The sequence below is a fragment of the Actinomadura sp. WAC 06369 genome, from assembly GCF_003947565.1.
GTDB classification, from domain to species: domain Bacteria; phylum Actinomycetota; class Actinomycetes; order Streptosporangiales; family Streptosporangiaceae; genus Spirillospora; species Spirillospora rifamycini.
Window position 1 is genome coordinate 49,189 of the sequence record NZ_QHJN01000008.1, and the last position, 13,146, is coordinate 62,334.

At 70.3% G+C, this 13,146-nt stretch carries 7 protein-coding genes; all 7 read right to left on the minus strand.

Annotation, left to right across the window (positions count from 1 at the left end):
• Window positions 1–35 precede the first annotated feature (35 nt).
• The 7 genes from DMH08_RS03565 to DMH08_RS03595 all read right to left on the minus strand — a co-directional run bounded on the left by DMH08_RS03565 (window position 36) and on the right by DMH08_RS03595 (window position 13,143).
• A complete protein-coding gene (locus DMH08_RS03565) occupies window positions 36–1,127 on the minus strand; it encodes a cytochrome P450 (protein ID WP_233617375.1) in 1,092 nt (363 codons plus the stop codon).
• 258 nt (window positions 1,128–1,385) lie between these two features.
• Window positions 1,386–2,396, minus strand: coding sequence for a Gfo/Idh/MocA family protein (locus tag DMH08_RS03570; RefSeq protein WP_125611696.1), 1,011 nt, complete (start codon window positions 2,394–2,396; stop codon window positions 1,386–1,388).
• Entirely contained in the window at window positions 2,393–3,385 is a 993-nt protein-coding gene (locus tag DMH08_RS03575; RefSeq protein WP_125611698.1) for a Gfo/Idh/MocA family protein, read from the minus strand. Before DMH08_RS03575 ends, DMH08_RS03570 begins: the two co-directional genes overlap by 4 nt.
• A 236-nt stretch (window positions 3,386–3,621) precedes the next feature.
• On the minus strand, window positions 3,622–7,494 hold the full coding sequence (locus tag DMH08_RS03580; protein WP_125611700.1) for a DNA-directed RNA polymerase subunit beta': 3,873 nt from the start codon (window positions 7,492–7,494) through the stop codon (window positions 3,622–3,624).
• Window positions 7,495–7,515: 21 nt separating this feature from the next.
• Window positions 7,516–10,983: a DNA-directed RNA polymerase subunit beta gene (gene rpoB, locus DMH08_RS03585; protein WP_026404213.1), complete on the minus strand. Its 3,468-nt coding sequence runs from the start codon at window positions 10,981–10,983 to the stop codon at window positions 7,516–7,518.
• A 475-nt stretch (window positions 10,984–11,458) separates the two neighbouring features.
• Window positions 11,459–12,649 carry a hypothetical protein gene (locus tag DMH08_RS03590; RefSeq protein ID WP_125611702.1) on the minus strand — a complete coding sequence of 397 codons (1,191 nt, stop codon included), beginning with the start codon at window positions 12,647–12,649 and terminating at the stop codon, window positions 11,459–11,461.
• Window positions 12,646–13,143 (minus strand): hypothetical protein, encoded by a 498-nt coding sequence (locus DMH08_RS03595; protein WP_125611704.1) that lies wholly within the window; start codon window positions 13,141–13,143, stop codon window positions 12,646–12,648. The genes DMH08_RS03590 and DMH08_RS03595 overlap by 4 nt, the downstream gene beginning before the upstream one ends.
• Window positions 13,144–13,146: the final 3 nt, after the last annotated feature.

A 13,146-nucleotide genomic window follows, 5' to 3' on the forward strand; every position in this document is an offset into this window, starting at 1 on the left:
GCAGTTCCTTTCGTGGCCGGGGGGGGGAGGAACGCTCACCAGGCGACGGGCAGGTTCCCCACCGCGAAGACGGACCCGCGCAGCCGCAGCGGCACCTCGTCCGCCGGGACGGCGAGCCGCAGGTCGGGGAACGCGGCGAGCAGCGCCGACAGGCCCGCGCGCAGCTCGACGCGCGCCAGGTTCTGGCCGAGGCACTGGTGGACGCCGAAGCCGAACGCCACGTGGCCGGAGGTGTCGCGCTCGATGTCCAGCGCGTCCGGGCAGCCGAACTTGGCCGGGTCGCGGTTGGCCGCGGGCAGCGACACCGTGACGGTGTCCCCCTTCTTGATCGGCTCGCCGTGCAGCTCCAGGTCCTCCAGCGCCGTCCGGTAGGTGTGGTACTGGTTCACGGTGAGGTAGCGCAGCAGCTCCTCGACGGCGGCCCCGGTCTTCCCCGGGTCCGCACGCAGCGCCGCGAGCTGGTCGGTGTGGTGCAGCAGCGCGAAGACGCCGACGGCCAGCGCGCTCTCGGTGGTCTCGTAGCCCGCGAACAGCAGCAGGGTGACCATGTTGCGGAGCTCTTCGGTGGTCAGGCCTCCGTCGGCGACCAGCCGGCTGATCAGGTCGTCCGCGGGTTCCTTGCGGCGCCGCTCGATGATCTCGTCGAAGAAGCCCTGGGCCTGCCCGTAGGCGGCGTCGGACGCCTCCGGCGACGCGTCCGGGTCGTGCAGGAGGGTCACCGCGGGCACGTACCGGTCGCGCTCGTCGTAGGGCAGGCCCACCAGGTCCGACAGCATCCGCAGGACGAGCGGGCGGGCGAAGGCCGTCACCAGGTCCGCGGGGGCGCCCTGGGCGCGCATGGCGGCGATCTGCTCGGCGGCCACCGCCTCGGCGTTCGCCTGCAACCGGGTCACCCGGCGGACCGTGAACTCGCCCGTGAGCAGCTTGCGGTAGCGGGTGTGGTCGGGCGGATCCATGTGGATGAACATCCCGGGGATCAGCGGATGGTTCGGGATCACCTCGCCGTGGTGCGTCACCGGGAAATGCCCGATCTCGCAGCTGTGACTGAAACGCGGGTCGCTCAGAACTTCGCGGACGAGGTCGTAACTGGACACGATCCAGCCGATGTGCCCGTCCGGGTAAGCCATTTTTGCGAGCGGGCGCTCGGCCCGGAGTTCGGCGAAAACCGAAGGAGGATCGAACTTGTCGGTCCGCGCCCAGGGCACTTCGAAAGGAATGGCGTCGGTCATGGAATCCTTCTCACTCGGGACAACATGCATTCCGCCGTCAGCCGGTTTCGTGAAACGCCACCGACGACAAGTCCGGTATTTCCAAAACCAAGTTAGACGAGCCGGGAGCGGCCGCCATCCCTCAGCCTGGTAGGCCCACGACCGAGGCCGGTGAGGTCATTCGATATCGACCGGGCGGCCGGTGCGCATCGACTCGCGGGCCGCCTCCACGACCCGGAGCGCGCGGAGCCCCGCCGCGCCGTCCGGCCCGGCCGCGCGCCCCTCGCCGACCGCGGCGACGAACGCGCCGAGCATGACCGCGGACGGGTCGTCCCCGCCGGGTTCCCACCGTTCGCCGCCCGCGGCGGCGTCGAACCCGCCGAGCAGCCGCGGGCGGGCGGTGAACTCCGCGGACGCCCGCTCGCCGATGAAGGTCATCGTCGGCCCGTCCGCCGCCGGGCGGTCCCCCGGCAGGCTCCAGCTGCAGTCGAGGGCCGCGACCACGCCGCTCGGGTAGCGCACGGTCAGCAGCGCGGCGCTCACGACGTCCGGGGACCCGCCGAGCACGCCGTTGGCCTGCGCGTACACCCGCTCCGCGGGCTCCCCGCCGAGAACCGCGTCCACCATGTCGAGCAGGTGCGCCGCGCCGGCCGCGAACAGCTCGGCCGCCGTCCCGGCCCCCGCCGCGGAGTCCGGACGGGCCGGCCCGGGGGCGTTGCAGGCGCCGTGGACGGTCGTCAACCGGCCGGCGGCGCCCTCGGCGAGCGCCTCGCGCACGGCGGCGAACGCCGGGCTGAAGCAGCCCGGCGACGCCATGGTCAGCCGCACCCCGGCGGCCGCGCAGGCGTCCACCATGGCCCGGGCGTCGGCCTCCGCCGCCGCCAGCGGCGGCTCGCACAGCACCTGCGCGCCCGCCTTCGCCGCCCGTTCGACCTGCTCCCGGCGGCGCGCGGCCGCACCGGTCACCACCACGGCCCGGGGCGCCGACGCGAGCGCCTCGTCCCAGGTCGCGGCGTACTCCGCGCCGAGGCGGCGGGCCGCGGCCGGGCCGCGGTCCGGGCCGTCCGGGGGGCCGTCCGGGGGGCCGTCGAGGTCGGCGACGACCAGCTCGACCCCCGGCATGCCGGCGAGCAGCCGGGCGTAGGTCGCGGCGTGCCCGTGGGCCGGCGACGACACGGCGATCCTCATGCGGCCCCCTCGACCGGCAGCTCCACCGCGCGGCCCGTCCACGCGGACTCCGCCGCGGCCTGGGTGATGCGCACGGCGGCGATCCCGTCCCGGGCCCCGATGCGCGGCTCGGGCCCGCCCTGGAACGCCCGAGCGAACTCCCGGATCTCGGTCACGAAAGGCAATTCCCCTACATAACCGAATCTTCCAATCTTCCCCACCGCATCGCCGGTCGCCCGGACCTGCTGCGGCCATTGCGTGTCATAGACGACGGTTCCACCGGTGCCCGTCACCTTGAGCGATATACGGGCGGGCGGATCAGGTGTCGCCGTCCAGCGGCTCACGATCTGGGAGAGCGCGCCACCGGCATGCGTGAGAACGGCGGTGCCGACCGCGACGGCCCCTTCCGGGGCCGGTGCGGCGATCTCGCCCTGGTATTGCGCGTACACCCGCACCACGTCCCCGAAAATCCAATAGGCGAGGTCGGCGCCGTGCAGCATCTGGTCGGTCAGGATTCCACCGGACCGCGCGGACAAATGGCCCGTCCAGGGCCGCGGATGGTAACCGCTGACGTCGAACCGGGCGACGGCGCCTTTCCCCAGACGGCCCGAAGCGACCAGTTCGTGAAGCCGCGCGAACGCCGGGTCGAACCGTACGTCGTGGGCCGGATAGAGCCGCACGCCGGCGCGTTCCGCCGCGGCCACGATCTCCTCGGCCTCCGCCGTGTCGGCCGCCAGCGGCTTCTCGCACACCACGCCCGCGCCCGCCGCGATGGCGGCCAGGGCGATCTCGCGGTGGCTGCCCGTCGGCGTGCAGATGTCCGCCGCGTCCGCGCCGTCCAGCGCCTCGTCCAGCGACCCGGCGGCCGCGGCGCCGAACTCGCGCGCCAGCTCCGGCGCCCGGCCGTCCGTGGAGTACACCCGGACGGCCGCCCCGACCGCCGTCCACGCCTCCAGATGCAGGCGCGCGATCAGACCCGCGCCGATCAACGCCACTTCGAGCCGCCGCATGGCACCCCCACTCCTTCGCCCGGGACCGGACGCTCGCGCCCGTCCCGGCATGGCCGGCCGCATCCCGCACGCCGGAAGCGAGATCAGTCTCTTCGGCGGCGGGGGCCGCTGCCATCACTCACGTGGGTAATCCCGGCCCGGCCGGAGGACGAGGAAAAGGGCGAGGCCCCTCCCGACTTCCGTCGGAAGGGGCCTCGCCGTGCGCGTCGTCAGTGCGCGGTACCGGCCGCGGCCGGTCAGCGGTTGTACTGCCCGAAGTCGTACTCCTCCAGCGGCACGGCCTCGCCCGAGCCCTGCCCGAAGGCGTACTCGGCACCGTCGTCGTAGGAGCCGACGGAGTACACCGCGGCCTTCGCCTCCTCGGTCGGCTCGACCCGGACGTTGCGGTACTGCGGCATGCCGGTACCGGCCGGGATGAGCTTACCGATGATGACGTTCTCCTTGAGGCCGAGCAGCGGGTCGCTCTTGGCGTGCATCGCGGCCTCGGTGAGGACCCGGGTCGTCTCCTGGAAGGACGCCGCCGACAGCCACGACTCGGTCGCGAGCGACGCCTTGGTGATGCCCATCAGGACCGGACGGCCGGCGGCGGGCTGGCCGCCCTCGGCGACGACGTTCCGGTTCGTCTCCTCGAAGATCGGCCGCTCGACCAGGTCGCCCGGCAGCAGATCGGTGTCGCCCGACTCGAGAATGTTCACCCGCTTCAGCATCTGGCGGACGATGATCTCGATGTGCTTGTCGTGGATCGACACACCCTGCGACCGGTACACCTCCTGGACCTCCTGGACCAGGTGGAGCTGCACCGCGCGGGGGCCGAGGATGCGCAGCACCTCGTGCGGGTCGATCGCGCCCGCGATGAGCTGCTGGCCGACGTCGACCGGCTGGCCCTCCTTCACCAGCAGGCGCGACCGCATCGGCACCTGGTAGGCGATCTCGTCGGAGCCGTCGTTCGGGACGATGACGACCTTGCGGGCCTTCTCCGTCTCGTCGATCTTGACGCGGCCGGCGACCTCGCTGATCGGCGCGACGCCCTTGGGCATCCGCGCCTCGAACAGCTCCTGGACACGCGGCAGACCGTGCGTGATGTCGCCGCCGGCGACACCGCCGGTGTGGAACGTCCGCATGGTGAGCTGCGTGCCGGGCTCGCCGATGGACTGCGCGGCGATGATGCCGACGGCCTCGCCGACGTCCACCCGCTTGCCGGTGGCCAGCGAGCGGCCGTAGCAGGCGGCGCAGACCCCGACCTTGGCCTCGCAGACCAGGGCGCTGCGGGTGCGGACGCTCTCCACGCCGGCCTCGACGAGCCGCGTGACGACCGCGTCGGACAGGTCGGTGTCGGCAGGGAAGATCACCGTGCCGTCCACCTCGACGTCCTCGGCGATCGTCCGGCCGACCAGCGCCGTCTCGGTCGTGGCGAGCTTGACGAGCGTGCCGTCCGGCAGCCGCTCGGCGACCTCGAACGGGATCGTGCGGTCGGTGCCGCAGTCGACCTCGCGGACGATGACGTCCTGCGCGACGTCCACCAGACGACGGGTCAGGTAACCCGAGTCGGCGGTCCGCAGCGCGGTGTCGGCCAGACCCTTGCGGGCGCCGTGCGTCGAGACGAAGTACTCGACGACCGACAGGCCCTCGCGGAACGACGACTTGATCGGCCGCGGGATCGTCTCGCCCTTCGGGTTGGAGACCAGGCCGCGCATGCCGGCGATCTGCCGGAGCTGGAGCGGGTTGCCGCGGGCACCCGACTGGATCATCATCCAGATCGGGTTGTCCTTCGGGAACGCCTCCTCCATGTTCTTGGCGACGTCGACCGTGGCCTTGTTCCAGATCTCGATGAGCTCCTGCTTGCGCTCGTCATCGGTGATCAGACCGCGGTTGAACTCGCGCTGCACCTTCTCGGCGCGGGCCTCGTAGCCGCTCAGGATCTCCTGCTTGCCGGGCGGGGTCACCACGTCGTCGATCGCGATGGTGACGCCCGACCGGGTCGCCCAGTGGAACCCGGTGCTCTTGAGCGCGTCGAGCGAGTTCGCGACGGTGACCTTCGGGTAGGTCTCCGCCAGCTCGTTGACGATCGCCGAGAGCTGCTTCTTGCCGATCTCCGCGTCCACGAACGGGAAGTCGGCGGGCAGCGCCTCGTTGAACAGCGCGCGGCCGAGCGTCGTCTCCAGCCGGTACGGCTGCGACGGGTCGTAGCCCTCCGGGGCCGTCCAGCCGCGCGGCGGCGGGACGTCCTTCAGCCGGAGGGAGACCTTGGCCTGCAGGTCGAGCTCGCTCCGGTCGTAGGCCATGATCGCCTCGGCGACCGAGCCGAACGCGCGGCCCTCGCCCTGCGCGCCGTCCTTCTGCGTCGTCAGCCAGTACAGGCCGATGACCATGTCCTGGGTGGGCATGGTGACGGGCTTGCCGTCGGACGGCTTGAGGATGTTGTTCGTGGACAGCATCAGGATCCGCGCCTCGGCCTGCGCCTCGGCGGACAGCGGCAGGTGCACCGCCATCTGGTCGCCGTCGAAGTCCGCGTTGAACGCGGTGCAGACCAGCGGGTGGATCTGGATGGCCTTGCCCTCGACCAGCTGCGGCTCGAACGCCTGGATGCCGAGGCGGTGCAGGGTCGGCGCCCGGTTCAGCAGCACCGGGTGCTCGGTGATGACCTCTTCCAGGACGTCCCACACGACCGGGCGCGCGCGCTCGACCATCCGCTTGGCGGACTTGATGTTCTGCGCGTGGTTCAGGTCGACGAGCCGCTTCATGACGAACGGCTTGAACAGCTCCAGCGCCATCTGCTTGGGCAGGCCGCACTGGTGCAGCTTGAGCTGCGGGCCGACGACGATGACCGAACGGCCGGAGTAGTCGACGCGCTTGCCCAGCAGGTTCTGCCGGAACCGGCCCTGCTTGCCCTTGAGCATGTCGGACAGCGACTTCAGCGGACGGTTGCCCGGCCCGGTGACCGGGCGGCCGCGGCGGCCGTTGTCGAACAGCGCGTCGACGGCCTCCTGCAGCATCCGCTTCTCGTTGTTGACGATGATCTCGGGCGCGCCGAGGTCGAGCAGCCGCTTGAGGCGGTTGTTCCGGTTGATGACCCGGCGGTACAGGTCGTTCAGGTCGGACGTGGCGAACCGGCCGCCGTCGAGCTGCACCATCGGGCGCAGGTCCGGCGGGATGACCGGGATGCAGTCCAGCACCATGCCGAGCGGGCTGTTGCGGGTGTTGAGGAACGCGGACACGACCTTCAGCCGCTTGAGCGCGCGGGCCTTCTTCTGGCCCTTGCCCGTGCGGATGATGTCGCGCAGCTTCTCGGCCTCGGCGTCGAGGTCGAAGTTCTGCAGCCGGGCCTGGATGGCCGCGGCGCCCATGCCGCCCTCGAAGTACCGGCCGAACCGGTCGCGCATCTCGCGGTAGAGCAGCTCGTCGCCCTCGAGGTCCTGGACCTTGAGGTTCTTGAACCGGTTCCACACCTCGTCGAGGCGGTCGATCTCGCGCTGCGAGCGGTCCCGCAGCTGCTTCATCTCCCGCTCGGCGCCGTCGCGGATCTTGCGCTTCTGGTCGGCCTTCGCACCGGCCTCCTCCAGCTCGGCCAGGTCGGCCTCCAGCTTCTGCTGGCGGGCCTCGACCTGCGCGTCGCGGGCCTGCTCGATCTGCTGGCGCTCCACGGAGATGTGGGCCTCCAGCGTCGGCAGGTCGCGGTCGCGGCGCTCGGCGTCCACGCTGGTGATCATGTAGGCCGCGAAGTAGATGATCTTCTCGAGATCCTTCGGGGCCAGGTCCAGCAGGTACCCCAGGCGCGACGGGACGCCCTTGAAGTACCAGATGTGGGTGACCGGCGCGGCCAGCTCGATGTGGCCCATCCGCTCGCGCCGCACCTTGGCGCGGGTCACCTCGACGCCGCAGCGCTCACAGATGATGCCCTTGAACCGGACGCGCTTGTACTTGCCGCAGTAGCACTCCCAGTCGCGGGTCGGACCGAAGATCTTCTCGCAGAAGAGCCCGTCCTTCTCCGGCTTGAGGGTCCGGTAGTTGATCGTCTCCGGCTTCTTCACCTCGCCGTGGGACCACTGGCGGATGTCGTCGGCGGTCGCCAGGCCGATGCGAAGCTCGTCGAAGAAGTTGACGTCAAGCAACGTGTTTTCCCCTTGAGTTGATCAGACCTCTTCGACACTGCTCGGCTCGCGCCGGGACAGGTCGATGCCGAGCTCCTCCGCGGCGCGGAAGACGTCCTCGTCGGTGTCGCGCATCTCGATGGACATGCCGTCGCTCGAGAGCACCTCGACGTTGAGGCAGAGCGACTGCATTTCCTTGATGAGCACCTTGAAGGACTCGGGAATGCCGGGCTCGGGGATGTTCTCGCCCTTGACGATGGCCTCGTAGACCTTCACCCGGCCGAGGACGTCGTCGGACTTGATGGTCAGGAGCTCCTGCAGGGCGTAGGCGGCGCCGTACGCCTCCAGTGCCCACACCTCCATCTCACCGAAGCGCTGGCCACCGAACTGGGCCTTACCGCCGAGCGGCTGCTGGGTGATCATGGAGTACGGACCGGTCGACCGGGCATGGATCTTGTCGTCGACCAGGTGCAGCAGCTTGAGGATGTAGATGTAGCCGACCGAGATCGGGTCCTTGAAGGGCTCGCCGGTGCGGCCGTCGAACAGCCGGGCCTTGCCGCCGGGGCCGACGAGCCGCTGCCCGTCGCGGTTCGGCAGCGTGGACTCGATCAGGCCGACGACGTCGTCCTCGCGGGCACCGTCGAAGACCGGCGTCGCGGTGTTGGTCCACGGCGGGGCCTCGTCGGCGCCGATCTCCTTGAGTGCGCGCTTCCAGTCGGCGTCGTCGCCCTCGACCTTCCAGCCGCGGCTGGCGACCCAGCCGAGGTGGGTCTCCAGGACCTGGCCGACGTTCATCCGGCCGGGCACGCCCAGCGGGTTCAGGACGATGTCGACCGGGGTGCCGTCCTCGAGGAACGGCATGTCCTCGACCGGGAGCACCTTGGAGATGACGCCCTTGTTGCCGTGCCGGCCCGCCAGCTTGTCACCGTCGGTGATCTTGCGCTTCTGCGCGACGTACACCCGGACCAGCTCGTTCACGCCGGGCGGGAGCTCGTCGCCCTCGTCGCGGGAGAACACCCGGACGCCGATGACCTTGCCCTGCTCGCCGTGCGGCACCTTCAGCGAGGTGTCGCGGACCTCGCGGGCCTTCTCACCGAAGATCGCGCGCAGCAGCCGCTCCTCGGGGGTCAGCTCGGTCTCGCCCTTCGGGGTGACCTTGCCGACCAGGATGTCGCCGGGGACGACGTCCGCGCCGATCCGGATGATGCCGCGCTCGTCGAGGTCGGCCAGGACCTCCTCGGAGACGTTCGGGATGTCCCGGGTGATCTCCTCGGGGCCCAGCTTGGTGTCGCGGGCGTCGACCTCGTGCTCCTCGATGTGGATCGAGGACAGGACGTCGTCCTGCACGAGGCGCTGGGAGAGGATGATGGCGTCCTCGTAGTTGTGGCCCTCCCACGGCATGAACGCCACGAGGAGGTTCTTGCCGAGCGCCATCTCGCCGTTGTCGGTGCAGGGCCCGTCGGCGATGACCTGGCCCTCCTCGACGCGCCGGCCTTCCTCGACGATCGGCTTCTGGTTGAAGCAGGTGCCCTGGTTGGAGCGCTTGAACTTGGTCACCCGGTACGTCGTCCGGGTGCCGTCGTCGTTCATGACCGTGATGTAGTCGGCGGAGACCTCTTCGACCACGCCGGCCTTGTCGGCGGTGATGACGTCGCCGGCGTCGACCGCCGCGCGGTACTCCATGCCGGTGCCGACCAGCGGCGCCTCGCTGCGCAGCAGCGGCACCGCCTGGCGCTGCATGTTGGAGCCCATGAGCGCGCGGTTGGCGTCGTCGTGCTCCAGGAACGGGATCATCGCGGTCGCGACCGAGGCCATCTGGCGCGCCGAGACGTCCATGTACTGGACCTCGTTCGGCGTGACCAGCTCGATCTCGCCGCCCTTCTTGCGGACCAGGACGCGCGACTCGGCGAACGAGCCGTCATCGTTGAGGGCCGAGTTGGCCTGCGCGATGACGTAGCGGTCCTCGACGTCGGCGGTGAGGTAGTCGATCTGGTCGGTCACCACGCCGTCGGTGACCCGGCGGTACGGGGTCTCCACGAAGCCGAACGGGTTGACCCGCCCGAACGCGGCCAGCGAGCCGATCAGGCCGATGTTGGGGCCTTCCGGCGTCTCGATCGGGCACATGCGCCCGTAGTGCGACGGGTGGACGTCGCGGACCTCCATGCCCGCCCGCTCACGCGACAGACCGCCCGGACCCAGCGCGTTGAGCCGCCGCTTGTGCGTCAGCCCGTCCAGCGGGTTGGTCTGCTGCATGAACTGGGAGAGCTGGCTGGTGCCGAAGAACTCCTTGATGGAGGCGACGACCGGCCGGATGTTGATCAGGGTCTGCGGCGTGATCGCCTCGACGTCCTGGGTGGTCATCCGCTCGCGGACGACGCGCTCCATCCGGGCGAGGCCGAGCCGCACCTGGTTCTGGATCAGCTCGCCGACCGTGCGCAGGCGCCGGTTGCCGAAGTGGTCGATGTCGTCGACCTCGATCGGCACGGGGACGGAGCCGAGGGTCGCCTCCTCCTCGCCGGCGTGCAGCCGGACGAGGTACTCGATCGTGGCGACGATGTCGTCCTCGGTGAGCGTGCCCTGGTTCATGTCCAGGTCGAGGCCGAGCTTCTTGTTGATCTTGTAGCGGCCGACCTTGGCGACGTCGTAGCGCTTCGGGTTGAAGTACAGGTTCTCCAGCAGCGTCTGCGCGGACTCGCGCGTCGGCGGCTCGCCCGGGCGCAGCTTGCGGTAGATGTCCAGCAGCGCGTCGTCCTGGCCGGAGGTGTGGTCCTTCTCCAGGGTCACGTTGATCGACTCGTAGGAGCCGAAGCGCTCGCGGATGCGCGCCTCGTCCCAGCCGAGCGCCTTGAGCAGCACGGTGACGGGCTGCTTGCGCTTGCGGTCGATGCGCACGCCGACGTTGTCGCGCTTGTCGATCTCGAACTCGAGCCAGGCGCCGCGGCTCGGGATGACCCGGCAGCCGTAGATGTCCTTGTCCGACGCCTTGTCGAGGGCGCGGTCGAAGTACACGCCGGGCGAGCGGGTCAGCTGCGACACGACGACGCGCTCGGTGCCGTTGATGACGAAGGTGCCCTTCGGGGTCATGAGCGGGAAGTCGCCCATGAACACCGTCTGGCTCTTGATCTCACCGGTGGTGTTGTTGATGAACTCCGCCGTGACGAACATCGGGGCGGAGTAGGTCATGTCCTTGTCCTTGCACTCCTCGACGGAGTACTTGGGCGGCTCGAACCGGTGGTCGCGGAACGAGAGGGACATGGTCCCGGAGAAGTCCTCGATGGGACTGATCTCTTCGAAGATCTCCTCGAGGCCCGACTGGGTCGGGACGCTCTTACTATCGGCCTTCTGGGCCGCCTCGACCCGGGCCTTCCACCTCTCATTGCCCAGCAGCCAGTCAACAGAGTCGGTCTGCAGAGCAAGGAGGTCCGGGACTTCGAGCGGCTCCTTGATGCGCGCGAAGGAGACGCGGTTCGGACCGGTTGCGGTATTCGAGGCGTTGCGCGAGGCTGCCAAGAGTGGTCCTTCCGAGGGCTCGCGGCGTAACTGACGACACGCACGCCAGACGATCCACGTCCAAGACCTACGCGATAGGGTCCAAAACGGACTCCTGTAGGGGTGCTCTCACACGTGGATAGTCAGAGGGCAGCGCAAAGGGGCAGTGTAGCCGACCCGCCACACCGCTCGCAACTCTAGCGCCGCAGTATGCATCACGTTGCCTTGGAGCATCGCCCCTCGCGCCCGTGCAGTCAAGAGCGGACTTGGACTTTTCGGGCTCTGACCTGCAGTGAGGAAGGCCATAGTTTAGGATCCCTCCCCCTACCCGGCGGCAGGCCCCTGGAGACGGGCGATTCCGGGCACTTCAGACCCCCGCGGAACCCTCTCGACGGGCCCTTGACGAGGCCGTCCGGCGGGTGTGGAAGCGGCTCCGGACGCGGACCGGGCGACCGCCCGCGGAGGGTGGTCGCCCGGTCCGGAACGCTTGCTCAGGTCAGGAGATGACCTGCAGCTTCCGCGCCAGCCACTCGCCGTCCTTCTCGACCATGACCATCCGGATGCGCAGCGGCTCCGGCAGCCGCGCCTCGGTGTCCTTGTTCGTCGCCGACGCGCGGTTCGCGTACACCAGCACGACGACCTCGTCCGGCTTCGCGCTCACCGCGCCGGCCTTGAGGACCGTCGTCGTGGACACGGCCTGCTGCTGCGTCGCCTGCGTCCGCAGCTGGGCGGCGAGCTTGTCGAACTCGCCGCGCAGCTCGCCCGTGGTGGTCGCGGACGCGGACTTCAGGTCGGTCTCGAGGGTCCGGTAGTCGTAGGACGACAGCGCCTTCGCCGCGTTCGACGCGGCCGCGACGGCGTCGCGGCGGGCGTCGGCGGTCGCCTGCTGCTCGCGGACCTCCAGCCCGAGGAACACCGCCCCGGCCGCGAGCGCGGCCGCCACGACGGACAGGACGCCGATCACGACGGCGGGAGAGCCGCGCCGCCGCGACGACCGCGCGGACTCGCCGTCGTCCGCTTCGGCGGACGGCGTCGCGGTCTCCGCGTCGTCCTCGTCGTCCTCGTCTTCTTCCTCGTCGTCCTCGGAGTCGTCCTCGTCGTCGAGGTCGTCGAGGTCGTCGTCCTCGTCGGTGTCCTCGTCGGTGTCCTCGTCGTCGGCGGCGAGGTCGTCCTCGTCGTCGGTCCGGTCGCCGTCGGTCCGCTCGCGGGTGAGTTCGCCGTCCGCGCGGGTCTCGGCGTCGGCGGAAACGGTCGTGGACGCCGCTGAGTCGTCCGCTGCGGCCTCGCCACCCTCGGGCGCGACTTCGAAGCCCTTCCGTCGCTTCCGTCGCTTCTCGAGCGATGTGGCGGCCTTGCCGGGCTTCTCCGGGGCGTCCGCGTCGCCGTCCGCCCCGGCCTCGGCGGAGGCGGCGTCGGCGGCGATCTGCGCGAGCCGCGCGGCCTCCTTGGCGCGGGCGGCCGCCTCCTCGGCGTGCCGGGCCGCCTCGGCGGCCTCCTCGGCCTTGGCGGCCCGCTCGGCCGCCAGGCGCGCCTTCTCTTCCGCCTCGGCGGCCCGCTCGGCCGCCTCTTCCTGGGTCAGGCCCTCGTCGGGGTCCTTCTCCAGGACGCCCTTGCCGCCCTTGCGGCCCTTACCTGGCTTGCCTGGCTTGTCTGTGGAGGAGCGCTTGCCCCGGCCGAGCATTGTCACGGGACCATCTCCAGCTGGGAAACGAGCCAACGGTCATCGACCTTGGTCATCTGCATCAGGTACCGGTAGGCGCGCGTGACGCCGTTCTTGACCTTCTCGTTGGTGACCGTGCCGTTGAGGGAGACCATCACCTCGGCCGAGTCCCCGTCGATGGAGACGACCGCGGCCTCGACGTCGGTCACCGTCGACTGGGCCTTGGTCTTGTTCAGCTGGTCCAGGAAGACCTTGGACTGGGAGCTGAGCTCGTCCTTCAGGTCGCCGGTCGAACCGGACACGATCCGGTCGAGGTCCTGCTGGGCGGTCTTGCTGTCCAGAGTCAGCAGGTTGACGCCCATCTGCCGCGCCGACTGCCGCGCCTGGGCCCAGTCGTCGGCGTCGCCGCCGTTCTGCCAGGCGCGGAAGCCGAGCCAGCCGGTGCCGGCGAGCAGGCCGACGACGGCCACGCTCAGCACCGCGGCCAGCACGCGGGTCCCTTTACCCCCGAGGCGGCTCATCGG